Below are 22,983 nucleotides of genomic sequence, written 5' to 3'. Positions count from 1 at the left end.
TTCTAATTCCTCCTAATCCTCGGCCAGCCAGCTTCTCAGCAGTTTTGCAAAATCTTCTGGCTTGTCTTTCGCCATTTTTTCAAGCTGTTTTCGTCTGACTGTTTCCGCTGTTTCATTTTCCTCTTCGTTGATATCAGGCAGATTGATCGGTTCTTGAGGAACCTCATATTCATATTCTTCATATTCATCCTCTTGCGCCCGTTTCTTTCTCACTAGCATAATGATGAGAACAATGATCGCTGCGATTAAAACAGCGCCTATGATGTATGCCCACAGCGGTATACCTGAGGATTTTTCCGTATTTGTATCCAAGTTGACTTTTCCGTCAAATGGCTGAACGGAGACCACAATTTTATTATTGATATCTTCATCAGAAAGGTTCTGGTTTTGTGTTGCATCCTTATCCAGTGATGTTCTGACAACAGTTGAAAGGATTTTTTGTATATCATCCTGTCTTTCAGTTGATAGCGACGCTGTGTTTTTGGCATCAGGCGGCTCTACCATGACTTGAATCCCTAAATCTCTGACCTTATAAGGGCTTTCAGCGATTTCTTTATGGATACGGTTAACTTCGTAATTGATTTTATTACTGCTCTTTTCGTAGTTCCCGCTTTCGGTATTTTCGCCGTCAGCTTTATAGTTTGTTACATCTTCGTCGCCGGTTCCGGCAGTTCCGCCATTGGCTGCACCATCACCCTGGTATGTTTCAGAAACCTTTTCCGCGCTGACTGCAATACCTTCCATGTTTTCTTTATCAACAGGTTCAACAATGTCTTCTGTGCGATTTTCTTTTGTGAAATCAATGTCAGCTGTCACGGAGACAACGACTTTATCTTGTCCCATCATCGTTCCAAGCAATGACTGAACATGTTTTTGAATATCTTTTTCAACTTGGGACTTAATTCCTTGCTGAGAAGAATAACTATCCGCGTAGGACCCTGCATCGCTGTCTGACTTGTCGTAGTATGTAGAATTTTGGTCCATGATGACGATGTTATCTTCTTTTAAGTTCGGCACGCTTTTCGATACCAAATGATACAATCCGTTGATCTGGCTTTGATCAAGTGTATAGCCCGGTTGAATCTGCAGAACGATTGACGCAGATGCTGCAGACTGCTCCTCACCGACAAACACAGCGTCTTTCGGAAGGTTAATCATTACTTTTGAATTTTTGATACCGTCCATTTCATTGATCAAATTTGATAGTTCTGTCTGTGTTGCTTTTACTTTGACCATATCAAACTCATTGTCTGTCAAACCAAAACCGGCATTCTGCCCAAAAAACGAATAATCGATTGATCCGGTTTTAGGAAGTCCTTCTGCAGCCATCTGCACTTTCAATGAATCAACCTGATCCTCCGGAACGCTAATCACTGTACCGCCGTTTGAAAGTTCGTTTGGCACTTTTTTTGCATCGAGTTCTTCTTTGATTTGCCCTGCTTCTTCGGCAGACAAATCTTTGTACAGCGGCGCCATTTGTGTGCTGGAAGCAAAAACACTAATAATAATTCCAATAATAATAATTGCCGCTAAAGCACTAATCATTAAAATCTTTTGTAACTTAGATCTATTTTTCCAAAACTCACTCGTTTTGTTTTTCATTTGCATTAGAGTACGATTCATGTTAACCCCCGGTCATTCCACTCTTTCTCTTAATCGTCAGACCCCCTACATTTGCATTCTCATAATCTCCTGATAGGCTTCCACAGCTTTATTGCGGAACTCTGTTGCAGCAGTTAGAGAGATGCTTGCTTTTTGAGCGGCGATCATGACCTCATCAAGATTTACATCTTTTCCTGCTGCCAAGGCATTAGTCATGTTGTCAGAAGCTACTTGGGACTCATTTAACGAACTAATAGAGTTTTTTAAAAGCTCCGAAAAGCTTGTTTGATTTGAAGAATCTGTTTTTTGGCTATTGTTTACTTGATTTGTTGCATTTTGAGTGTTTTGAGTATTTTGAACCTGAAAAGGAGAAATTGCATTAATCACATTTATTCACCTTACTTTCCGATTTCTAACGCCTTCATCAGCATTCCCTTTGTGGCATTCATCGCTGTCACATTCGCCTCATATGATCTTGTGCTGCTGACAAGGTCAACCATTTCTTTCAATGGATCAACATTAGGCTTTTGTACATATCCTTCAGCGTTTGCATCAGGGTCTGTCGGATCATAGACAAGATTAAAATCCGAATCATCTTCCGTGATTTTTGAAACCTTTACACCGTTTCCTGCATTGCCGCTTCCGCTCATTTGTGAATTGAGAATGGAAGAGAACGATTCACCTTTTGACTGAAGGGAAACCATTTTTCTTCTGTAAGGCACCCACTCTCCATCCACTTGCTTAGCTCTTGTCGTATCCATATTAGCCAAGTTAGACGATACAACGTCCATTCTGACACGCTGAGCTGTTAAAGCTGATGCTGAAACATTTAAGCTATGAAAAGCTGTCATCATTTTCCTCCTGTTAATACGGTCTTCAGCGAATTAAATTTACCGTTCATTCTTTCAACTAAAGCTTGATAGTTGATTTGGTTTTGTGCTAATTCCGTCATCTCTTTGTCAACATCAACATTGTTTCCATTTTGCTGATACGATGTATTCCCGCTTGTTACAATTGAATAATTCGAATCAGTATCAGAAAAATCAATATGACGATAGTCTGTTTTTATCGCATCAAGACGCGAGGATTCTTGATCTAATAAATTTTGGAAAGAGACTTTTTTTGCCTTATAGTTCGGTGTATCTATATTAGCGATATTATTAGTTATGACTTTTTGCTTAATATCCGCTCTGTTCAAGGCATTTTCAAGATTTTGTATCGTTCCAGAAAATAAGCTCAAATCCACTTACCTCCATTTCAGTTTTTTTCACCCTCAATATCCTTGTCGAGAATTGTAAAACTATATGCTTATTGTAAGAAATAACAGGCATAAAGTCTATGAAGTTCGTGTAAAAAAATGTCCTCACAATTATCTATTTTGCAACTAGGTACATAGTCCTAGATTATTTGAACTATGTTTTTCGCTTTGATATAAGCCTGAAAATAGCAGAATTTCTGTTTTTTCTTTATTATTTTCGTCATTTTTATGTCTATTTGAAGAAAAATGTAAATTTTATTAAAATTATTACAAAGAAAGACTTTCAACCCAGGAAATAAAGCTTATCAATTTCCTTTATTTGAGTATAAAAAAGAACCCCTTTTTAAGGGGTTCTTTCGGTGATTAATGAGATTTTAGATTTTCTAATTCAATTAGGAATTTGTTGTTAAGGACTTTGATATAAGTACCTTTCATTCCTAATGATCTTGACTCGATGACACCGGCGCTTTCCAGCTTTCTGAGTGCATTAACAATCACAGAGCGGGTAATGCCGACGCGGTCTGCGATTTTACTTGCAACGAGAAGGCCTTCGTTTCCGTCAAGCTCTTCAAAAATGTGCTCAATTGCTTCAAGCTCACTGTAAGAAAGAGAGCTGATAGCCATTTGTACGACAGCTTTGCTTCTCGCTTCCTCTTCGATTTCTTCTGCTTTTTCTCTCAGAATTTCCATGCCGACAACTGTAGCGCCGTATTCAGCGAGAATTAAATCATCATCATGAAATTGATCCTGTAAACGTGAAAGAATGAGGGTTCCTAATCTTTCTCCGCCTCCGATGATCGGTACAATTGTTGTTAAACCAGCTTGGAACAGGTCTCTATTCTCAACAGGAAAAGCAGTATATTCACTATTAATGTCCAAGTTAGAAGATGTTTCAGGGACGTTAAACAGATTTTTCGTATATTCTTCAGGGAATTGACGATCCTCAAGCATTTTTTTCATACGATCATTTTCAATTTGCTGGTTAATAGAATATCCAAGGAGTTTGCCTCTGCGGCTCACAACGAAAATATTGGAATCAATTACATCCCGCAGCGTCTCCGCCATTTCCTTGAAGTTTACTGGTTTCCCTGCCGCAGCTTGCAGCATGGAGTTAATAATTCTTGTTTTTTGTAATAAAGCCATGATAAATAATCCTCCTAAACATTCCTCTTATTAAATTTTTCACAATATAAATTGACTTAAATCTTTATTTTTGGCTATCGTTCCGAGCTTTTCTTCGACATACTGTGGTGTAATCGTTATTTTCTCCATTGTTACATCAGGAGCCTCAAACGACAGATCTTCTAATAGGCGTTCAAGTATTGTATGAAGGCGTCTCGCACCGATATTATCTGTGTCCTGGTTCACATGATAAGCAACTTCAGCAATCTTATGAATAGCTTCGTCAGAAAATTCAAGAGATATACCTTCTGTCTGCAATAAAGCCTGATATTGTTTCAGCAGCGCATTATCCGGCTCAACCAAAATTCTCACGAAGTCGTCTACCGTGAGTTTGCTCAGTTCTACACGAATCGGGAAACGTCCCTGCAGCTCAGGAATTAAATCAGACGGTTTGGCCATATGAAACGCTCCTGCTGCAATAAATAACACATGGTCTGTTTTTACCGAACCATATTTAGTAACAACGGTAGAACCCTCAACGATTGGGAGGATATCCCGCTGAACGCCTTCTCTTGATACATCGGCAGATGATGACGCGCCGCCGTTTTTTGCAATTTTATCGATCTCGTCGATAAAGATAATGCCGCTCTCTTCTGCTCTCTGAACAGCTTCCTGGCTGACTTCATCCATATCGATGAGTTTGCTTGCTTCTTCATTTGTCAGGACTTTTCTGGCTTCTCTGACTGTCATTTTGCGCCGTTTCTTTTTCTTTGGCATTAATCCGCTCAGCGCGTCCTGCATATTCATGCCCATCTGCTCCATACCCGAGCCTTGCAGCATGTCAAACATAGAAGGCTGCTGCTCTTCGACTTCTACTGTTACATAATAGTCTTCGAGCTCTCCTAAAGCCAGCTGATGCGCCATGCGTTTTCTTTTTTCTTCAATGTTTGCTTCTTCCTGGCTCTCCGCCTCATCTTCGCCATTCGGCTGGCTGCCGCCAAAAAACATTTCAAACGGATTTTTCACGCCTGATTGTTTTTTCTTCCCAGGAACTAACAGACGAACAATGCGTTTGTTTGCATTTTCTTCTGCCTGCTCCTTTACTTCATTCATTTTCTCTTCTTTTATAAGCCGAACAGAAGTTTCCACAAGATCTCTGACCATTGATTCAACATCTCTGCCTACATAACCGACTTCGGTGAATTTTGTTGCTTCAATTTTAATAAATGGCGCACCTGAAAGCTTGGCGATACGTCTGGCAATTTCAGTTTTTCCAACGCCGGTAGGCCCCATCATTAAAATGTTTTTCGGAACGACCTCGTCCTTCAGCTTTTCATCCAGAAGACTTCTTCTATAGCGGTTTCTTAATGCCACGGCGACAGCTTTTTTAGCGTTTTGCTGACCGACAATATATTGGTCTAACCGATCTACTATCTGTCTAGGTGTTAACGGTTTTTTTTCCATGCGCCTCAAGTCCTTTCTATTCAAGCTCTTCCAGTATGATTTGATCGTTCGTGTAAACACAAATTTCGCCTGCTGTTTCTAACGCGGCTCTAGCAATCTCACTTGCAGACATGCTTTCACCGGCATGCTTTTTCAAAGCTCTTCCGGCTGCCAATGCATAATTGCCTCCTGATCCAATCGCGAGAATGCCGTCATCTGGTTCGATCACCTCGCCTGTTCCCGATACGAGAAGCAAAGTATCCTGGTTCATCACAATCAGCATGGCTTCAAGCTTTCTAAGCACTTTATCGCTGCGCCATTCCTTTGCAAGCTCAACAGCTGCCCGTTTTAAGTTGCCGTTATACTCTTCAAGCTTAGCTTCAAACTTTTCGAATAAAGTGAAAGCGTCTGCAACAGAACCCGCAAACCCAGCAAGAACCTTGCCGTTAAACAGTTTTCTCACTTTTCTCGCAGTGTGTTTCATGACAACAGCCTGACCAAATGTCACTTGGCCGTCTCCGGACATTGCGCTTCGTCCCTTATGCTGGACGGCAAATATTGTGGTCGCATGAAAAGATGACATAAAGGGCCTCCTTTAATTTTTCTTAAAAGCTCTTGGATGGTGCGACATATATGTGTTTCTCAACATTTCCTTCGAAACATGCGTGTATATCTGTGTCGAAGACAGATTGGAATGCCCGAGCAGTTCTTGAACGCTTCTCAAATCTGCTCCTTCGTTTAACAGATGAGTAGCGAACGTATGTCGAAGCATATGCGGATGGATATGTAAAGTGCCGGACGCTTTTTGAACAAGCCCGCTTAAAATATGTCTGATGCCTCGGGCTGTAAGCGGTCCGCCTCTTTGATTCACGAATAATAGATCATGAGGTTCTTTTGCTTTCATCAGCAAGCACTGTCTTCCGCTATTCATATATACCTTCAATGCTTCGCGGGCGTAAGACCCAAAGGGGATATAGCGCTGCTTCTTGCCTTTACCGTGAACAAGTACAGTGTCCATAAATAAATCGATATCGTTGACACTTATGGAACAACATTCACTGACCCTTATTCCGGTCGCATAGAGAAGCTCTAACAGCGCTTGATCCCTCATTCCGGCCGGCTGGCTTATATCTGAAACTTCAAACAGCTCCTCAAGCTCTTTTTGATATAGAAACTTAGGTATCCGTTTCTCTTGTTTCGGCAGATGAACAAGCTGAAACGGATTTTCTTCAACAAGCTTTTCCCGCATCAGAAACTTATAAAAGCTTCTCAATGCAGATATCTTTTTGCTTATTGTTCGTCTCGATAAACCTTTTTCATAGGCTTCTGTCAAAAAAATCCTAGTATCTTGATATGCAGCTCTTTCAAATCCATTTATACCTTGAACGCGCAGGAAAGTTTCGAATTCTTCAATTGAATCCACATAATTCACAATAGTATATTGTGAATAATTTTTTTCAATTTGTAAATATTCAACGAATAACTTTACGAAATTCTTAACATTCTCCATGCCTAATACCTCCCCAGAAAGGGCTTTTAAATGGTATCACAAATCGCGTTCAAGTTGCAATCAATACCTATATTGTTTTCGAAATTGTTCGAATTGTCTCAATTGCGCGGTTCGCGTATTGTTCATTTCGCTCTTTTTTATTTTTAATTTTAACAGGCAATTCTTTTAAAAGCCCAAAGTTTGCATTCATCGGCTGGAAGTTCTTCTGATTTGTTGTTGTAATATAGTGAGCCATGCTGCCTATCGCTGTTTCCTGAGGGAAAGTGACAAGCTCTTCTCCTAAAACAAGTTTAGCCGCATTAATGCCTGCTACCAGTCCTGAGGCAGCTGATTCCACATATCCTTCTACTCCCGTCATTTGGCCTGCAAAGAACAGGTCATTGCGGTTTTTAAATTGATAAGTCGGCTTTAACAGGCTTGGAGAGTTAATGAATGTATTTCTGTGCATCACGCCGTATCTCACGATTTCTACATTTTCAAGCCCTGGAATCAACTTAAGAACTTCCTTTTGGTCTCCCCACTTTAAATGAGTCTGGAATCCTACAATATTGTAGAGTGTTCCTGCAGCATCATCCTGTCTGAGCTGAACAACAGCATAAGGGCGTTTTCCTGTAACAGGATGCTCTAAACCAACGGGTTTCATCGGTCCGAAAAGCATTGTTTTCTTTCCCCGCTTTGCCATGACTTCAATCGGCATGCAGCCTTCAAAGAAAATTTCTTTTTCAAATTCTTTTAACGGGACTGTTTCTGCTGATGTTAATGCTTCATGAAAACGGTCAAACTCTTCTTCTGTCATCGGGCAGTTCAAATACGCCGCTTCACCTTTATCATAACGGGATTTCAGGTATACTTTATCCATATCAAGGCTGTCTTTTTCTACAATCGGCGCCGCTGCATCATAAAAATATAAATAGTCCTCTCCAGTCAGCTCCTTCAGCTGGGCAGACAGCGATTCTGACGTTAATGGACCCGTTGCGATAATGGTAGGGCCTTGTGGGATTTCTGTCATTTCTTCATTAATAACAGTTACGTTTGGATGATTTTTTACCCGATTTGTCACACTTTCGGCAAATTCATGACGGTCAACTGCGAGAGCGCCCCCGGCAGGGACCGAACATTCGTCAGCAGCCGCGATGATGGCTGAATCAAGCGCCCGCATTTCTTCCTTTAATACACCGACAGCGTTAGCAAGCGTGTTGGAGCGCAGAGAGTTGCTGCACACAAGCTCGGCAAATTTATCTGTATGGTGCGCAGGCGTTTGTTTAACAGGGCGCATTTCATATAATTTGACTTGAATTCCCCGTTTGGCAAGCTGCCATGCTGCTTCACTTCCTGCGAGTCCGGCTCCGATTACATTCACTGTTTGTTGGTTCATCTTTCACATCTCCTAGTTTATTATTCAAGGCCTTCTTTTAACACACAAAGAAGGTGAGCAAGACCCTGCTCACCGCTACTTCTGTGGTTCTTCCTTATAATCGCATTCCACGCATTGGACTTGTATGCCTTTTTTGAGTTTTTTCTCGACAAGCATTTTTCCGCATTTCGGGCATTTCCGTTCAATTGGTTTGTCCCAGGAAACGAATTCACAGTCCGGATAACGGTCACAGCCGTAAAAAACCCGTTTCTTTTTCGATTTTCGCTCCACAATATTTCCTTCACCGCAGCTCGGGCACTTTACGCCGATTTGTTTCACAATCGGTTTTGTGTTCCGGCAGTCCGGGAAGTTGGAGCACGCTAAGAATTTACCGTACCGACCCATTTTATATACCATTGGAGAACTGCACAATTCACAATCTTCTCCTGCATATTCCGGTTCGATTTCAACTTCCTTCATTTCCGCTTCTGCTTTTTTGACCCGTTTTTCAAAATCGGTATAGAAGTTATCAATAATCTTAACCCATTCGGTATTGCCTTCTTCAACATGATCAAGGTCTTTTTCCATTTTCGCTGTAAACTCAACGTTAATAATTTCAGGGAAAAATTCCATAATCAAGTCAAGGACGATCTGTCCCAGTTCAGTCGGAACAAAGCGTTTATTATCCAAACCCACGTAGCCGCGCCGCTGAATGGTATCAAGCGTCGGAGCATATGTGGAAGGACGGCCGATACCGAGTTCTTCAAGGGTTTTAACGAGTCGTGCCTCAGTATAGCGCGGAGGCGGCTGGGTAAAATGCTGCTCCGGTTCTATATCTTTTTTTAATACCGTGTCGCCTTCTTGTAAGTCAGGCAGCATCCGGTCTTTTTCTTCCATTTGGTCGTCTTTTCCTTCAACATACACCTTCATAAACCCGGAAAACTTGACTTTACTTCCATTTGCACGAAATGTCAAACCATTGTTTGTCAGGTCAACACTCATTGTATCGAGAACAGCAGGTGCCATTTGGCTGGCAACAAAGCGCTCCCAAATTAATTTATACAATCTCATTTGATCTCTGCCAAGTACTGCTTTTAATTCACTTGGTTTTCTGAGAACTGATGTCGGGCGGATTGCTTCGTGAGCGTCCTGAGCATTTTCATTCTTTTTCGCAGGCTTTCGTTTGCCGCCTAAGAACTCTTTGCCGTATGCCTGATCAATAAATGCAGCTGCTTCATCAACAGCCGTATTTGAAATACGGGTTGAATCCGTTCTCATATACGTGATCAGACCGACAGTTCCTTCTCTTCCAAGATCGATTCCTTCATATAATTGCTGTGCAATCATCATCGTTTTCTTCGCTCTGAAATTGAGCTTACGCGCAGCTTCCTGCTGCAGGGTGGAAGTTGTAAAAGGCAAGGCCGGATTACGTTTGCGTTCCTTTTTCGTTACTTTTTCAACTGTATATTTATTGCCTTTGAGCTGAGAAAGAATGTCTTTTACATCGGCTTCACTTTTTAAAGGAAGTTTTTTGCCGTTTTTTCCGAAAAAGCTCGCTTCGAACGTTTCCTGTCCTTTCAAGAACGTACCGTCAATTGTCCAATATTCCTCTGGCTTAAAGTCGTTAATCTCTTTTTCACGGTCAATAATCAAGCGGAGGGCAACGGATTGTACGCGGCCTGCGCTAAGGCCTTTTTTGACTTTTTTCCATAGGATTGGACTGATTTTATATCCGACAAGCCTGTCTAAAATACGTCTCGCCTGCTGTGCATCCACTAAATCCATATTGATCATGCGAGGATGCTTAAACGATTCCTTAATGGCGTCTTTTGTAATTTCGTTAAACACCACGCGGCAGTCTGAATTGAGATCTAAATCAAGGCTGTGTGCCAAGTGCCATGCAATCGCTTCTCCTTCTCTGTCGGGGTCGGCTGCGAGATACACTTTTTTGGCTTTTTTTGCAGCCGTTTTCAGCTCTTTTAATACCGGCCCTTTACCTCGAATGGTAATGTATTTCGGCTCAAAATTCTGTTCTATGTCAACTCCCATTTGACTTTTTGGAAGATCCCGGACATGTCCCATTGATGCTTTTACTTTATATTTTTTACCTAAGTAACGTTCAATCGTTTTCGCCTTAGCGGGCGATTCCACGATGACTAGATAATCAGACATTTTCATCCCCCTCAAGAGGTGTTCTCTCTCTTCAAGTATTTCAATTTTGTTTTTGCAGCTGTCTTTATTTGGCTTTCAACATTTCATTCTTTATGATGAACGTCATTATTTAAATAGAAAACAATATGCAACTTTAAATCCTCACTATTATTAAATATTACAATGCCGTTTGTCAAACGATAATTCAAAAGGGTTCCGTATATTGAACGTTTCTTTCAGGAAGCTCCTCGAAAATATCCTCTGCTGACCATATGGCTTTAGCCCCCTGCTGGATTAATTTTATAGGGCCTCCGGCGTAAGGATCAAATAATGAACCGGGTACGGCAAAAACTTCTCTCCCTTGTTCCATTGCTTGATCTGCAGTAATCAGCGAACCGCTTTTTTCTTTGCCCTGCACGACAATAATGCCTTCACTTAATCCGCTGATGATACGGTTTCTCATAGGGAAATGCCATTTTTGGGGTTTGGTTGCTGGTGGATGCTCTGACAGAAGGATATGGTGTTTAGCCATGTGATCTGCTAACTGAAGGTTTTCCCGGGGATAAATGTGCTGAAATCCGCCTGCAATGACGCCGATTGTCCGCCCCTTCGCCTTAATACTTGCAGCATGGGACATTCCGTCTATCCCAGACGCCAGTCCGCTGACAATCACCCAATCTTTACGGCAAAGCTCTTTTGTAAGATGATTGACAACTTGTATACCATACGCTGTTGGATTTCTTGTACCTACAATTCCAATTTTCCTCCCTTTAGAAAGAAGGGTCATATCACCCTTTGCAAACAGGACAGCGGGGGGATCATAAATGGTTTTCAGCCAGAAAGGATATTGCTTTGAAGAAATCGGGATGATGTTAATGCCTTGCTCATGGTAAGCAGCAAGTACACGCTGAAGTTTTGGGTAATATTCTTCTATTTTGTTTTTTAATGCAGCTGCCTTTACTTTACCGCGAGTAACAGTTTCGAACACGGGCGATGTCAGCGACATAGACGGATCAGCTTTCCACCATTTTAATAGAAGGGATGGGGATAATAATTGATTGATTCTGCAAATCATTAAACAGGCAGCGGCCTGATCCAATATATTGACCTCCTTTTGACAGAAAAAGCAGGAACAGCCTTGACGGCTGTCCCTTCTTTATTAATGCGTTTTGCAAGTTTCGAACAAATTCTTTTCTTTCAGCACCTTAATTAAGGTTTCACCCATTACAGAAGGTGTCTCTGCAACTTCGATTCCGCATGCATTAAGGGTTTTGATTTTTTCATCAGCTGTACCTTTTCCGCCGGAAATAATGGCTCCTGCATGCCCCATGCGCTTCCCTGGTGGTGCTGTTTTCCCGCCGATAAAGCCGACTACCGGTTTTGTCATGTTAGCTTTTACCCACTCTGCCGCTTCCTCTTCGGCAGTACCGCCGATTTCGCCAATCATGATGACAGCGTGTGTATCAGGATCTTCGTTAAACGCTTTTAAAACGTCAATAAAGTTTGTTCCATTTACAGGGTCGCCGCCGATTCCAACAGCTGTAGATTGTCCTACACCCGCTTCTGACAGCTGGTGCACCGCTTCGTATGTTAAAGTTCCTGAACGCGATACAACGCCTACATGACCCTTTTTATGGATATATCCAGGCATAATGCCGATCTTACATTCTTCAGGCGTGATGACACCAGGGCAGTTCGGCCCTATCAGTCTCGTTTTCTTGCCTTCCATGAAGCGTTTGACCTTCACCATATCCAAAACCGGAATATGCTCAGTGATGCAAATCACGAGATCAAGCTCCGCATCTACCGCTTCCATAATCGCATCAGCTGCAAACGGTGCCGGCACATATATAACAGACGCGTTAGCGCCGGTCGTTTGGACTGCTTCAGCCACTGTATTAAATACAGGAACACCTTCCGCTTCAGTTCCGCCTTTTCCAGGTGTTACACCGCCTACGATATTTGTGCCGTATTCGAGCATCTGCTTCGTATGAAATAAAGCGGTAGAACCTGTAATCCCTTGCACAATAACTCTTGTATCTTTATTAATAAAAACACTCATTATCTGGTCCCCTGCCTTTCATTCTTTCCTAAACTAAGGATACGATTTTCTGCGCGCCGTCAGCCATTGATTCCGCAGATGTAATATTTAATCCTGATTCACTAAGGATTTTCTTCCCTAGATCCACGTTTGTGCCTTCAAGACGGACGACAAGCGGCAATGTCCAACCGACTTGTCTTGTCGCTTCAACAACCCCTTCTGCGATGACATCACATTTCATAATGCCGCCGAAAATGTTGACAAAAATCCCTTTAACGTTTTGATCAGAAAGAATGATTTTAAATGCTTCCGTGACCTTTTCTGCGGTTGCACCGCCGCCCACATCAAGGAAGTTGGCCGGTTCTCCGCCATAATGCTTGATAATATCCATTGTGGACATTGCAAGTCCCGCGCCGTTTACCATACAGCCGATATTTCCATCAAGGGAAATGTAGCTTAAATCATATTTGGATGCTTCGATTTCTTTCGGATCTTCTTCATCCAAATCTCTGTACTCCATAATGTCCTTTTGTCTGTACAACGCGTTGCTGTCGAAGTTCAATTTCGCATCAAGCGCCATCACATTTCCATCGCCGGTTACAACGAGCGGATTGATTTCGGCGATTGAGCAGTCTTTCTCAACAAACGCTTTATATAGTCCAAGCATAAACTTAGCAGCTTTTCCCACGAGCTCCTTTGGAATATTAATAGCGAATGCGATTTCTCTAGCTTGATAGCCTTGAAGGCCGACAGCCGGATCAATGACAGCTTTTTTGATTTTTTCCGGTGTTTTCTCCGCAACTTCTTCAATTTCCGTTCCGCCTTCTTCAGAAGCCATCAGAACGATTCTAGAAGTAGCGCGGTCAAGAACAAGCCCCACGTAGTATTCTTTTTTAATATCGCAGCCTTCTTCAATAAGTAAGCGTTTTATTACTTGGCCGTCCGGACCCGTCTGATGTGTAACTAGGGTCTTCCCTAAGAGTTCTTCGGCATACGCTTTCACTTCGTCTAATGATTTTGCTATTTTTACCCCACCAGCTTTGCCTCGACCGCCAGCATGAATTTGAGCCTTTACGACATAAACCGAGCTGGATAAACTCTTTGCTTTCTCAACTGCTTCTTCTGCTGTAAAAGCCACTTTACCTTCAGGAACAGATACCCCATATTTTCTGAGGACTTCTTTTCCCTGGTACTCATGGATATTCATTTCCCATCCTCCTAACTTATGTAACAAAACTAAAATAGACTGCGCTTTCATTCTATAATAATACTGGAAGAATTGTCTAGAGTTCGATGCAAAATCTTAAAATCCTTCTAAACATTCAAACTTTTATTTTATTAAAAACATAAATTTCAAACAGAGGATGGGGAATATTTTAGCTATTTTTTGTTTTTTACGCTTTCGTCCAATCGGTAAATGAACGAAAAAATCTCAGCTACCGTTTCATAAAGAGCTTCCGGAATTTGATCATCTACAGTCAAATGGCGCATTAATTCGACAAGGGTCCGATCTTCTTGAATCGGGACCCCTGCCTTTTTTGCTTCTTTAATAATGTTGTCGGCTACATGGCCCTTACCTGTCGCAATCACTTTCGGCGCCTTGTCTTTTTGTTCATCATAATGGAGAGCCACAGCTTTTCTGATCGGCGTCTGCTCTTTCATATTTTCACATCCACTTCCTGATCACTGATGCTTGTTATGTATTGATCGATTGCAGTCTTTTCTTCGGGGTGAATCCTTTTTTTAGCGTTTACCCCTGAAAGGCTGTACCCCATTTCCTTGAGGCCCTGTTTAAGCGCGGGCACCATCGGATCGATCGCAGCCTGAAGCTCGAAATCAGTCTCAATTGTAATGGTCATGACTTTTTGCTGTATCAAGCAGTCAACGACGGTTTCTTTTAACGTATCCAGCTGCAGCAAAAACAAAAGGCGGCAATGGGAAGGATCAAGCTTTCCATCCGCTTCTTTCTTACCTTTAAACAAAACAGTCATGTCCTGAGCCCCTGACTTCGAAAACAGCGGAAATGACATCACAATTTGGCTGTATGAGGGGTGATCCTGCTGCATGAAAAGCTGGCCGTTTAATTTATGAAAAAGCTGATCAGCTTCCTGTTTGACAGGCTCGGCTACCTCATGCGATGCTCTTGCGGCATGAAGAGCCAGCTTGATGGATTGTATATCGTCAGGTGGGACTGAGCTTCCTTGTTCAAATGCTTTAATAAATGCAAGCTCGTCCCTTGTGCCGATTGCCATTTTCACTTTGGATAAAAAAGAAAGGACATCTGCCTTATCCGCCAAACTAGGTGCTGTCTGCTGGACAGCCTTTAAAAAAACTTCGGCTTCCTGATCTGTTACTCGCGCCTCCTGTAAAACAGCTGAAGCTGCAGGTGACTTACCATCACCCGATAAAGCAGCCGTTTTAATCCAATTTGCCGCTTCTTTCACAATTTGAAGACTGTTTTTTTCAGCAGATTCCGTCAGCTTTGTCAGCAGCTGGCGGGCTTCTTTGATTGGAATGTCTGCTGCGTTTTTAATAGGCTCTTCTTGTATGCTTCTCTGTTCCGCTGTGTGGTTTACAGGCGGCAAATTGGTCTTTACGGGGGAGCCGGCTGGAGCGCTAAGCTCCCTGTTTCCAGCTGTATTGCCTGAAGAAGGTGCTTTTGTATTGTCCGTTAAAGAAATAAGCTTTTCGATCAGACGTTCTGCATGGATTTCGATTTCACTATTAAAAAGTGCCGTAACTGCTTCTTTCAGTTTTGCCATCATCTGGCTCTGCTGAGGGCTTTGGCTGATTGCCTGAAGCAGCTGGGATACGTGCTGATGCAGCGGAACAGGTGATTTTATAGCATGAACACCGCTCAACACCTCGGGGTGAATGGGAAGATCACGTTTTAAGGCGAACAGAACCGTTTCAATCGCTTTTTTTGTGTCTTGCGCAGGCAGCGTATCCATCCAGCGGACAGCCGTTTTGATATCATTTTCTGTTACAGGTGTTTTGCTCTTCAGCATTGCTCCTGTCATCATGAGAGCAGTGTTTGACGGTTTCACTGATATGGCATTTAAAAGCTTGCCAGCTGCATCCTGAATGGTTTTTGGATTTTGGTCAAAGCTTTGAACGACCTGAAGGCGGCCTGTCTGTTCTGCCGTTTTTTTTTCGTAGGAAAACCAATAGTACGCCTGAGGACGAAGCTGGGTTTCAAGTTTTCCCTGGACAGTTTGATTGCCGACTTGGATCAGCGCATGCTGGTCTCCTAATAAACGAAGCACTTTTCCTAAAAGGAGACGCTTCTCCCCGTTTAGCGCTTCGCTGGCATTTGATGTTTCCTGCGGGACTGCTGTATTTCCCAAAAGGTGCTGCAGCGCCTTTTGCACATCATTTCGTATATTCATTTAAAAAAGGTGCCTCCTTGTCCATTGTTTTATCTGAAAGATTGAACAGGAGCGAAAGTTTTGCGGTGCAATTCAGTTGGGCCGTATGCGGCAAGAGCTTCAAGATGCTCTTTTGTCCCATAGCCTTTATTTTTTTCAAAGCCGTACATGGGATATGTTTCGGCATAGGCGCTCATCATCCGGTCTCTTGTGACTTTCGCGATACACGCACCTGCCGCAATAGACACACTTTTGGCATCACCTTTTATAATTGACGACTGAGCCGTGTCGAGCGGCAGCGTCATTGCGTCAACAAGCAAATAATCAGGTGTATCTGACAAATCGTGTATCGCTTTCACCATTGCCATCTTTGAAGCTTCATATATATTGATTTCATCAATGACAGAGGCTTCTACAATCCCTATTCCGACCGCCAATGCTTCTTTCATAATAAGCTCGTAATATTCCTCACGCTTTTTTTCTGAAAGCTTTTTGGAGTCTGTCAGCCCAAGCATTTCACATTCCTCTGGAAGGATAACTGCGCTGGCGACCACAGGTCCTGCCAATGGCCCCCGGCCGACCTCGTCAACACCTGCAATCAAGCGAAATCCTTTGTTTCTTGCCAGCCTTTCATAGGAAGTCATATTCACCCATTGTTCTTTCAGCGCTTTTTCTTTCGCCTGCTTTTTAAGCCATTGCTCTACAAGCGTTTGAACGCTTTTTCTCGGGTCGTTTTCGCATTGGGCAAGAAATGGGTCTTGTTCATCCTTCACTTGCTGCAAACGGTCTTTAATGTCCTTTACGGTTAATGTATTCACTTTCTCTTCTCCCTTACTGTATGTATCGGTTCGGTCAGGAAAAAATAAAGACCCGCATTTCTGCGCGCCTTTACATAGTCGGCTGTTCAAATGACAGCCTGCCGAACTTTTCAGTGCGAATATCACGAATGATGACTTCAGTCGTTTTATCGTAGTTAATGAGCCCTCCGCTCATGAGACAGCCGCGCTTTTCACCAATTGCATCAAACAGCTCCGCAATGTCCTCCGGGATCTCATCAAGGCCGTAACGCTCTTTAAGCCGTTCAGGATAGTGTTCTTCGAGAAAACGAAGACCAAACACGGCCACATCCTGCAGGTTGATAATCGAGTCTTTAATAGCCCCGGTGACTGCGAGTCTCAAGCCGACAAGCTCGTCCTCAAATTTAGGCCATAAAATCCCCGGTGTATCTAAGAGCTCTAATTCTTTTCCGACTTTGACCCACTGCTGGGATGTCGTAATACCAGGTCTGTCTCCCGTTTTCGCTATGTTTTTCTTTGCCAGCCGGTTGATGAGCGTTGATTTTCCGACGTTTGGAATGCCGATAATCAAAGCGCGAATTGCTCTCGGCTTCACACCTTTCGCCCTCATCCGGTCAAATTTCTCTTGTAGAATCTCTTTCGATGCCGGCACAATTTGATTTAAGCCTTGTCCGTTCACAGAGTTAATGGACAGAGAGCGGATACCCTCTTTCTCAAAGTGCTCTTTCCATTGCTGTGTAACTGCCGCATCTGCTTTGTCAGCCTTGTTTAACAGCATAATTCGCGGCTTATTTTTTAGAATGTCTTCAATCATTGGATTTCTTGATGACATTGGAATTCTGGCATCTACCAATTCATATACAATATCGATTAATTTTAGTTTTTCGGTTACTTCCCTTCTTGCCTTTGCCATATGGCCCGGGAACCATTGAATTGTCATGTGACACGAACACCGCCTTTATCTCTTCAGTATGTAAGATTCTTTGTTGTCCTTTATGTATTTTACGATGCCTGTCCGGCATTTTCAAATTCTGTATAAAAAAAGAGCTTGTTACAGGTAACAAGCTCTTTTCGTTCGTTATCATTATCGTCTGATCTCTTTAATACGAGCCGCTTTTCCGCGAAGTTCACGCAGGTAGTAAAGCTTAGCACGGCGTACTTTACCGTAACGTACAACTTCGATTTTCGCGATTTTTGGTGTGTGTACAGGGAAAGTACGTTCAACGCCAACACCGTAAGAAATCTTACGAACTGTGAACGTTTCGCTGATTCCACCACCACGACGCTTAATCACAACACCTTCAAAGATCTGGATACGCTCACGGTTACCCTCAACAACTTTAACGTGTACACGTAAAGTGTCACCAGGACGGAACGCAGGAAGATCAGTACGAAGCTGTTCTTTTGTGATATCTTCAATTAGTTTTTGCATCGTTTTCAACTCCTTCCAACAGATGCTCTTGGCCACAAAACCCGGCACAGCGGAACATCGTTTTCAAGCTTATAGCGGATAAGCCCGCTTAAGCCACAAGTAGTATCTTATCACAATTTCATAGCCTATGCAATAAAATCTATTCTTTTTCCCATTCAGAAATCCATTTTCTTTGCTGTTCTGTAAGCGGATAGTCTTTCAAAAGATCCGGACGTCTTACATAGGTCCTTCTGATTGATTCTTTATTCCGCCATTCTTTGATTTTTGCATGGTTTCCTGATAGAAGTGTTTCAGGCACTTTTAAACCTTTATAATCTGCCGGTCTTGTATAATGCGGGTGCTCTAAGAGACCGGTGCTGAATGAATCCTCAATATGGGAAGCTTCTTTGCCCAGCACACCCGGAAGCAGTCTGACGACACTGTCTGCAATCATCATTGCAGGAAGCTCGCCGCCTGTCAGAACAAAATCGCCAATGGATATTTCATCCGTCACCAGATGCTCTCGAATGCGTTCATCATATCCTTCATAATGGCCGCAAATGAACAGCAAATGCTCTTCCTTTGCTAATTGTTCGGCTTTTTTTTGGGTGAAACGCTCACCTTGCGGGCATACGAGGATGATACGCGGAGCAGCGGCTGCCTTTGATGTCAGATCCTCGACCGCGTCAAAAACAGGCTGAGGCTTGAGAACCATGCCTGCGCCGCCGCCATAAGGATAATCATCAACAGTATTGTGCTTGTTATCAGAATACTCCCGGAAATTCACAACCTGAAACTGCACCGCATCTTTTTCCTGGGCTTTTTGAAGAATCGATGAACCGAGCACACCTTCAAACATTTCGGGAAACAGTGTCAAAAAGTCGATTTTCATTCGTCTATTAACCCTTCCATGAGTTCAATCTCAATTTTCTTTTCACTGACATCGATATGCTTGACCACTGATTCAATGTAAGGAATCAGCGCGTCTTTTTTCCCTTTTCGCGCGACGACCCATACATCATTAGCTCCAGGCGTCAAAATTTCTTTGATCTTTCCGATTAGTTCGCCGTCTTCTGTAAATACTTCGCACCCAATAATTTCGTGGAAATAAAACTCTCCCTCATTCAGCTCTCCTAAATCCTCTTCAGGAACTTTAATGATTGCGTTTTTCAGTTCCTCTACTTCATTCAGGCTTTGTCTTTCTTTAAACTGCAGCAGATGAAATTGCTTATGCAGTCTGTGCGTGTTTACCGTTACTTCCACGGGTTCGTTACGTCCGTCCATAAACAAATACAGCGTGTTGCCCGGCTTGTACCGTTCTTCGGCAAAATCTGTTTTCGAAATCACCCGAACTTCGCCTTTGATTCCGTGGGTATTTACGATTTTGCCTACATTAAACCATCGCGTTGTCATATGATCACCTCTGGCGAATTTCAATTACTTTTCCGTCTTTTATGACGATGGTGTTTGCTGCTGTTTTCTCCTGCCAGTCATCCCCGGCTTCAATTGTCAGCAGCGCATCGACTTCCTTTTCTTTCATCTCACTGCCGAGCGGCAATGTATGTACTTGACCGATTTGAAAATCGATTATTTTTATGTTATCTTTTCGCTTTTCTATTGCCTTTTTAAATTGTTCAATCATATCTGGGTTTTGCTGTTCTTTCTCATGTTTTCTAAGCTGAAAATAGAGCTGGCTGCATTCTCGTTCAAGCATTTGTTTCTTTTCGGCAAAAGAAGCTAAAAGCTTTTCTTTGCTGCGCTCGGTTAAGACTTGCATAACGGCTACACGGTGAATAATTTGCATCGCACCAAGCTCCCCGCTTTTAAAACTTTTTTTGGCTCAGGCTTTTCTATTTTGCCTAAGCTTCTATCAGTTTACCCTTTTTTTGCGTGTAAAAAAAGGGGAGGTGCCGGCCCTCTCCCTTTTAGTCAAATATCTCAAATTGAACTTTCTTAGAAGACTGTGCGCCAGCTGCAAATACAGCTGTTCGAATCGCTTTTGCAGTCCGGCCTTGCTTTCCGATAACTTTACCGGTATCTGACTTATGGACAGATAAGCGCAGCGCAATCTTTTGATCGGTTTCTTCTCTTATGACGCGAATGTCATCTGGATGATCAACAAGCGGCGTCACAATTTTGACAATCAAATCTTCCAAGTGTTGATCAGTCATTACTTGCCTTGTTTAGCGTTGTGGAATTTTTCCATGATTCCTTGGCTAGAGAACAAGTTGCGAACTGTATCAGATGGTTTCGCTCCAGTTTGAAGCCATTTAAGAGCAAGCTCTTCGTCGATTTTTACTTCCGCTGGTTTTGCAACCGGGTTGTAAGTTCCGACTGTTTCGATGAAACGGCCGTCACGCGGTGAACGAGAATCTGCTACAACAATACGATAGAAAGGAGATTTTTTTGCTCCCATACGTTTTAAACGAATTTTTACTGCCATTTTACTAGCACCTCCGAAAATATTTCAACAAGATAGTATATTAACAATGATAAAAGTGTTTGTAAAGTGTTTTTTCTTAACAACGGTTTTATCATGTATAACCGATTACATAAAAGGTAGCTTAAACCCTTTTTTCTTACCTTTTGACATGTTTGTCATCTGCTTCATCATTTTTTTCATTTCGTCAAACTGCTTAAGCAGACGGTTGACTTCCTGCACGGATGTCCCGCTTCCTTTCGCAATCCGCTTCCGCCGGCTGGCATTGATGATATCCGGCTGTTCTTTTTCAAGAACAGTCATGGATTTAATGATCGCTTCCACATGATTCAGCTGTTTTTCATCAACTTGGATGTTTTTCAGGCCTTTCATTTTGCCTGCACCCGGCATCATTTGCAGAAGCTCATCAAGCGGTCCCATGTTTCTGACCTGCCCGAGCTGCTCCAGAAAATCGTCCAATGTGAAGCTCATCGTCCTCATTTTTTGTTCGAGCTCTTTGGCCTTATCTTCATCGACGCTGGCCTGTGCTTTTTCAATCAATGTCAGCACGTCGCCCATGCCAAGAATCCTTGATGCCATACGTTCAGGATGGAACGCTTCTAATGCATCAAGCTTTTCGCCTAAACCAGCGAACTTAATCGGCGTGTTTGTGACCGCGCGAATAGAAAGCGCAGCACCGCCGCGTGTGTCTCCATCAAGCTTAGTTAACACAACACCGGTTAAACCGAGCTGTTCATTAAAGCTTTTGGCAACATTCACAGCGTCCTGACCTGTCATTGAATCGACAACCAGGAAGATTTCTTCCGGATTCGCGATTTCTTTCACGTTGGTCAGTTCATCCATCAGTTCATGGTCGATATGCAAGCGGCCTGCCGTATCCAAAATGACATAGTCATAATGTTCTTCCTTGGCTTTTTCAATAGCCTGTTTAGCTATTTCTACAGGACTGACCTGATCACCAAGAGAGAAAACAGGCATGTCAAGCTGTTTGCCGAGCGTTTCAAGCTGCTTAATCGCGGCTGGGCGGTAAATATCGGCAGCAACCAGCATCGGTTTGCGATTATGCTTTTTGCGCAGCAGATTCGCAAGCTTACCGCTTGTTGTCGTTTTACCGGCACCTTGGAGACCGACCATCATAATAACAGTCGGCGGTCTTTTTGCAACGGCGATTTTGCTCTCTTCGCCGCCCATCAGCTCAGTCAGTTCCTCTTTAACAACTTTAATGACCTGCTGGCCGGGCGTCAGACTTTTCATGACGTCTTGGCCTACAGCGCGTTCACTTACTTTTTTGACAAAATCCTTGACTACTTTAAAGTTAACGTCAGCCTCAAGAAGCGCAAGACGAACCTCACGCATCATATCTTTTACATCTTGTTCGCTGACTTTCCCTTTTCCGCGGATTTTAGAAATCGTCTGCTGCAGTCGGTCGGCTAATCCTTCAAATGCCATAGTTTGCCGCCTCCTAATCTAATTTCTCAAGCGCTTCAATCAGAGCTGTAATTTCTTCCTCTTCTTTTGAACCGGAAGCAAGCTCCTTCAGCTTATTAAACATCTCTTTACGCTCCTGAAACTTTTTCAAAAGGAGCAGCTTTTCTTCATATTGTTCAAGCATCGCTTCTGTTCGTTTGATGTTATCATAAACAGCTTGTCTTGAAACCTCATATTCTTCGGCTATTTCGCCTAGGGAGAAATCGTCCAAATAATAAAGCGACATGTAGCTCTTCTGTTTTGACGTCAACAACGACTGATAAAAATCAAACAGATAGTTCATTCTCGTTGTCTTTTCGAGTGACATTTGAGCTCTCCCCTTTGTTAAGTCAAATCCCTTTACGATAACTTAGTTTACACGGTTTCATTGAGACTGTCAAGTTTTTATCTTGTCAATGCAATGATTACCTTTTTCCAAAATACGCTAAATAAAATCCAATTTATTCCGATGTTGTATATGAACCCTATTTTAAAGGAGGATTTTTTATGAAAAAAATCGGTTTATTATTTATGCTGTGCTTGGCAGCCGTGTTTACAATCATTTTCCCTGCAAATCAAGCAGACGCTGCTGAAGCGCCTTATAAGGCTTCAATCACTAATATCAGCACAGATGGAGGGGTTTACGGAAAAATCAATTACGGCCAAGGTCAATTTTGGCGAGTCAAGTACAATATTACGATAGGCGGCAAATTACTCGACCAAAACGGACAGCCGGTGCCAAACGCTCCAGTAAGATTCGAAGCAGATACGAAAGTCGGAAATACAACACAAACAGCTTCAGGAACAACCGATGCAAACGGAACGTTTGAGGTTCCAATGTATTTGGGGCCAGCTGCAGGGTACTACACGTATTACACATCTGTTTCCGTTCATTACTATGACATCATCCCATTCAGAGTTTATTCAGGAGATTCAAGACTGGCATCCACTGATAATAGCCTTTATCATTTCGCCTATCAAGTGAGAAGATAAAAAAAGAAAAAGGCCCCCAAATGTGA

The 22,983-nt window shown here is 42.6% G+C and carries 26 protein-coding genes; 1 reads left to right on the top strand and 25 read right to left on the bottom strand.

Annotation, left to right across the window (positions count from 1 at the left end; all coding sequences use genetic code 11):
* Window positions 1-12: 12 nt before the first annotated feature.
* From fliF to M1M80_RS08805, 25 genes are all read right to left on the bottom strand, one after another.
* A complete protein-coding gene (gene fliF / locus M1M80_RS08925) occupies window positions 13-1,623 on the bottom strand; it encodes a flagellar basal-body MS-ring/collar protein FliF (RefSeq protein WP_080429004.1) in 1,611 nt (536 codons plus the stop codon).
* 45 nt (window positions 1,624-1,668) lie between these two features.
* Window positions 1,669-1,989, bottom strand: a complete 321-nt coding sequence (gene fliE, locus M1M80_RS08920; RefSeq protein ID WP_003238544.1) for a flagellar hook-basal body complex protein FliE — start codon at window positions 1,987-1,989, stop codon at window positions 1,669-1,671.
* A gap of 11 nt (window positions 1,990-2,000) precedes the next feature.
* Window positions 2,001-2,453, bottom strand: coding sequence for a flagellar basal body rod protein FlgC (flgC, locus tag M1M80_RS08915; protein WP_003238546.1), 453 nt, complete (start codon window positions 2,451-2,453; stop codon window positions 2,001-2,003).
* Entirely contained in the window at window positions 2,453-2,842 is a 390-nt protein-coding gene (gene flgB, locus M1M80_RS08910) for a flagellar basal body rod protein FlgB (protein ID WP_060398625.1), read from the bottom strand. Before flgB ends, flgC begins: the two co-directional genes overlap by 1 nt.
* A gap of 381 nt (window positions 2,843-3,223) precedes the next feature.
* Window positions 3,224-4,003: a GTP-sensing pleiotropic transcriptional regulator CodY gene (codY, locus tag M1M80_RS08905; protein WP_003238551.1), complete on the bottom strand. Its 780-nt coding sequence runs from the start codon at window positions 4,001-4,003 to the stop codon at window positions 3,224-3,226.
* Between the two features lie 39 nt (window positions 4,004-4,042).
* On the bottom strand, window positions 4,043-5,446 hold the full coding sequence (hslU, locus tag M1M80_RS08900) for an HslU--HslV peptidase ATPase subunit (RefSeq protein WP_019258392.1): 1,404 nt from the start codon (window positions 5,444-5,446) through the stop codon (window positions 4,043-4,045).
* A gap of 16 nt (window positions 5,447-5,462) precedes the next feature.
* The gene (gene clpQ / locus M1M80_RS08895; protein WP_003238555.1) at window positions 5,463-6,008 is read right to left on the bottom strand and encodes an ATP-dependent protease subunit ClpQ; all 546 of its coding nucleotides are present in this window, start codon (window positions 6,006-6,008) and stop codon (window positions 5,463-5,465) included.
* A 12-nt stretch (window positions 6,009-6,020) separates the two neighbouring features.
* Window positions 6,021-6,935: a tyrosine recombinase XerC gene (gene xerC, locus M1M80_RS08890; RefSeq protein ID WP_060398624.1), complete on the bottom strand. Its 915-nt coding sequence runs from the start codon at window positions 6,933-6,935 to the stop codon at window positions 6,021-6,023.
* A gap of 67 nt (window positions 6,936-7,002) precedes the next feature.
* Window positions 7,003-8,310: an FADH(2)-oxidizing methylenetetrahydrofolate--tRNA-(uracil(54)-C(5))-methyltransferase TrmFO gene (gene trmFO / locus M1M80_RS08885; protein WP_060398623.1), complete on the bottom strand. Its 1,308-nt coding sequence runs from the start codon at window positions 8,308-8,310 to the stop codon at window positions 7,003-7,005.
* A gap of 75 nt (window positions 8,311-8,385) precedes the next feature.
* On the bottom strand, window positions 8,386-10,461 hold the full coding sequence (gene topA / locus M1M80_RS08880; RefSeq protein WP_003238559.1) for a type I DNA topoisomerase: 2,076 nt from the start codon (window positions 10,459-10,461) through the stop codon (window positions 8,386-8,388).
* Window positions 10,462-10,645: 184 nt separating this feature from the next.
* Window positions 10,646-11,539, bottom strand: coding sequence for a DNA-processing protein DprA (gene dprA / locus M1M80_RS08875; protein WP_060398622.1), 894 nt, complete (start codon window positions 11,537-11,539; stop codon window positions 10,646-10,648).
* A 60-nt stretch (window positions 11,540-11,599) separates the two neighbouring features.
* Window positions 11,600-12,502: a succinate--CoA ligase subunit alpha gene (gene sucD, locus M1M80_RS08870; protein ID WP_003238566.1), complete on the bottom strand. Its 903-nt coding sequence runs from the start codon at window positions 12,500-12,502 to the stop codon at window positions 11,600-11,602.
* Between the two features lie 28 nt (window positions 12,503-12,530).
* Window positions 12,531-13,688, bottom strand: coding sequence for an ADP-forming succinate--CoA ligase subunit beta (gene sucC / locus M1M80_RS08865; RefSeq protein ID WP_060398621.1), 1,158 nt, complete (start codon window positions 13,686-13,688; stop codon window positions 12,531-12,533).
* A gap of 173 nt (window positions 13,689-13,861) precedes the next feature.
* Complete coding sequence (locus tag M1M80_RS08860) at window positions 13,862-14,143, bottom strand: FlhB-like flagellar biosynthesis protein (protein WP_003220834.1); 282 nt, start codon at window positions 14,141-14,143, stop codon at window positions 13,862-13,864.
* Window positions 14,140-15,870 carry a hypothetical protein gene (locus M1M80_RS08855; protein ID WP_060398620.1) on the bottom strand — a complete coding sequence of 577 codons (1,731 nt, stop codon included), beginning with the start codon at window positions 15,868-15,870 and terminating at the stop codon, window positions 14,140-14,142. The genes M1M80_RS08860 and M1M80_RS08855 overlap by 4 nt, the downstream gene beginning before the upstream one ends.
* Before the next feature lie 29 nt (window positions 15,871-15,899).
* Complete coding sequence (gene rnhB, locus M1M80_RS08850) at window positions 15,900-16,667, bottom strand: ribonuclease HII (protein WP_060398619.1); 768 nt, start codon at window positions 16,665-16,667, stop codon at window positions 15,900-15,902.
* A 70-nt stretch (window positions 16,668-16,737) separates the two neighbouring features.
* Window positions 16,738-17,586 carry a ribosome biogenesis GTPase YlqF gene (gene ylqF / locus M1M80_RS08845; protein WP_019258385.1) on the bottom strand — a complete coding sequence of 283 codons (849 nt, stop codon included), beginning with the start codon at window positions 17,584-17,586 and terminating at the stop codon, window positions 16,738-16,740.
* A gap of 144 nt (window positions 17,587-17,730) precedes the next feature.
* Complete coding sequence (rplS, locus tag M1M80_RS08840) at window positions 17,731-18,078, bottom strand: 50S ribosomal protein L19 (protein WP_003220825.1); 348 nt, start codon at window positions 18,076-18,078, stop codon at window positions 17,731-17,733.
* 139 nt (window positions 18,079-18,217) lie between these two features.
* The gene (trmD, locus tag M1M80_RS08835; RefSeq protein WP_003238578.1) at window positions 18,218-18,949 is read right to left on the bottom strand and encodes a tRNA (guanosine(37)-N1)-methyltransferase TrmD; all 732 of its coding nucleotides are present in this window, start codon (window positions 18,947-18,949) and stop codon (window positions 18,218-18,220) included.
* Window positions 18,946-19,470, bottom strand: a complete 525-nt coding sequence (gene rimM / locus M1M80_RS08830) for a ribosome maturation factor RimM (RefSeq protein ID WP_060398618.1) — start codon at window positions 19,468-19,470, stop codon at window positions 18,946-18,948. The genes trmD and rimM overlap by 4 nt, the downstream gene beginning before the upstream one ends.
* 4 nt (window positions 19,471-19,474) lie before the next feature.
* Window positions 19,475-19,861, bottom strand: a complete 387-nt coding sequence (locus M1M80_RS08825; RefSeq protein ID WP_003238581.1) for a YlqD family protein — start codon at window positions 19,859-19,861, stop codon at window positions 19,475-19,477.
* Between the two features lie 121 nt (window positions 19,862-19,982).
* Window positions 19,983-20,228 (bottom strand): KH domain-containing protein, encoded by a 246-nt coding sequence (locus tag M1M80_RS08820; RefSeq protein WP_003238584.1) that lies wholly within the window; start codon window positions 20,226-20,228, stop codon window positions 19,983-19,985.
* Window positions 20,228-20,500 carry a 30S ribosomal protein S16 gene (gene rpsP / locus M1M80_RS08815; RefSeq protein ID WP_003220815.1) on the bottom strand — a complete coding sequence of 91 codons (273 nt, stop codon included), beginning with the start codon at window positions 20,498-20,500 and terminating at the stop codon, window positions 20,228-20,230. The genes M1M80_RS08820 and rpsP overlap by 1 nt, the downstream gene beginning before the upstream one ends.
* A gap of 105 nt (window positions 20,501-20,605) precedes the next feature.
* Window positions 20,606-21,946, bottom strand: a complete 1,341-nt coding sequence (gene ffh, locus M1M80_RS08810) for a signal recognition particle protein (protein WP_019258383.1) — start codon at window positions 21,944-21,946, stop codon at window positions 20,606-20,608.
* Window positions 21,947-21,959: 13 nt separating this feature from the next.
* Window positions 21,960-22,292 carry a putative DNA-binding protein gene (locus M1M80_RS08805; RefSeq protein ID WP_003238590.1) on the bottom strand — a complete coding sequence of 111 codons (333 nt, stop codon included), beginning with the start codon at window positions 22,290-22,292 and terminating at the stop codon, window positions 21,960-21,962.
* Window positions 22,293-22,471: 179 nt separating this feature from the next.
* On the opposite strand from M1M80_RS08805, the gene M1M80_RS08800 reads away from it, so the two are divergent.
* Window positions 22,472-22,957: an Ig-like domain-containing protein gene (locus tag M1M80_RS08800; RefSeq protein ID WP_060398617.1), complete on the top strand. Its 486-nt coding sequence runs from the start codon at window positions 22,472-22,474 to the stop codon at window positions 22,955-22,957.
* Window positions 22,958-22,983: the final 26 nt, after the last annotated feature.

Source organism: Bacillus inaquosorum (assembly GCF_023238325.1).
In the GTDB taxonomy this organism is placed as follows: Bacteria; Bacillota; Bacilli; order Bacillales; family Bacillaceae; genus Bacillus; species Bacillus inaquosorum.
The sequence above is the reverse complement of the archived record's forward strand: the minus strand, read 5'-3'. Positions and strand labels throughout refer to the sequence as shown.

What these genes read in the sequence shown, in the direction of transcription:
- ffh (WP_019258383.1), bottom strand. Translation starts at nt 21,946, where the DNA reads ATGGCATTTGAAGGATTAGCCGACCGACTGCAGCAGACGATTTCTAAA.
- codY (WP_003238551.1), bottom strand. Translation starts at nt 4,003, where the DNA reads ATGGCTTTATTACAAAAAACAAGAATTATTAACTCCATGCTGCAAGCT.
- rimM (WP_060398618.1), bottom strand. Translation starts at nt 19,470, where the DNA reads ATGACAACGCGATGGTTTAATGTAGGCAAAATCGTAAATACCCACGGA.
- M1M80_RS08825 (WP_003238581.1), bottom strand. Translation starts at nt 19,861, where the DNA reads ATGCAAATTATTCACCGTGTAGCCGTTATGCAAGTCTTAACCGAGCGC.
- fliF (WP_080429004.1), bottom strand. Translation starts at nt 1,623, where the DNA reads ATGAATCGTACTCTAATGCAAATGAAAAACAAAACGAGTGAGTTTTGG.
- M1M80_RS08800 (WP_060398617.1), top strand. Translation starts at nt 22,472, where the DNA reads ATGAAAAAAATCGGTTTATTATTTATGCTGTGCTTGGCAGCCGTGTTT.
- xerC (WP_060398624.1), bottom strand. Translation starts at nt 6,935, where the DNA reads ATGGAGAATGTTAAGAATTTCGTAAAGTTATTCGTTGAATATTTACAA.
- hslU (WP_019258392.1), bottom strand. Translation starts at nt 5,446, where the DNA reads ATGGAAAAAAAACCGTTAACACCTAGACAGATAGTAGATCGGTTAGAC.
- clpQ (WP_003238555.1), bottom strand. Translation starts at nt 6,008, where the DNA reads ATGTCATCTTTTCATGCGACCACAATATTTGCCGTCCAGCATAAGGGA.
- ylqF (WP_019258385.1), bottom strand. Translation starts at nt 17,586, where the DNA reads ATGACAATTCAATGGTTCCCGGGCCATATGGCAAAGGCAAGAAGGGAA.
- trmD (WP_003238578.1), bottom strand. Translation starts at nt 18,949, where the DNA reads ATGAAAATCGACTTTTTGACACTGTTTCCCGAAATGTTTGAAGGTGTG.
- rpsP (WP_003220815.1), bottom strand. Translation starts at nt 20,500, where the DNA reads ATGGCAGTAAAAATTCGTTTAAAACGTATGGGAGCAAAAAAATCTCCT.
- sucC (WP_060398621.1), bottom strand. Translation starts at nt 13,688, where the DNA reads ATGAATATCCATGAGTACCAGGGAAAAGAAGTCCTCAGAAAATATGGG.
- M1M80_RS08805 (WP_003238590.1), bottom strand. Translation starts at nt 22,292, where the DNA reads ATGTCACTCGAAAAGACAACGAGAATGAACTATCTGTTTGATTTTTAT.
- M1M80_RS08860 (WP_003220834.1), bottom strand. Translation starts at nt 14,143, where the DNA reads ATGAAAGAGCAGACGCCGATCAGAAAAGCTGTGGCTCTCCATTATGAT.
- topA (WP_003238559.1), bottom strand. Translation starts at nt 10,461, where the DNA reads ATGTCTGATTATCTAGTCATCGTGGAATCGCCCGCTAAGGCGAAAACG.
- trmFO (WP_060398623.1), bottom strand. Translation starts at nt 8,310, where the DNA reads ATGAACCAACAAACAGTGAATGTAATCGGAGCCGGACTCGCAGGAAGT.
- flgC (WP_003238546.1), bottom strand. Translation starts at nt 2,453, where the DNA reads ATGACAGCTTTTCATAGCTTAAATGTTTCAGCATCAGCTTTAACAGCT.
- M1M80_RS08820 (WP_003238584.1), bottom strand. Translation starts at nt 20,228, where the DNA reads ATGACTGATCAACACTTGGAAGATTTGATTGTCAAAATTGTGACGCCG.
- sucD (WP_003238566.1), bottom strand. Translation starts at nt 12,502, where the DNA reads ATGAGTGTTTTTATTAATAAAGATACAAGAGTTATTGTGCAAGGGATT.
- rplS (WP_003220825.1), bottom strand. Translation starts at nt 18,078, where the DNA reads ATGCAAAAACTAATTGAAGATATCACAAAAGAACAGCTTCGTACTGAT.
- M1M80_RS08855 (WP_060398620.1), bottom strand. Translation starts at nt 15,870, where the DNA reads ATGAATATACGAAATGATGTGCAAAAGGCGCTGCAGCACCTTTTGGGA.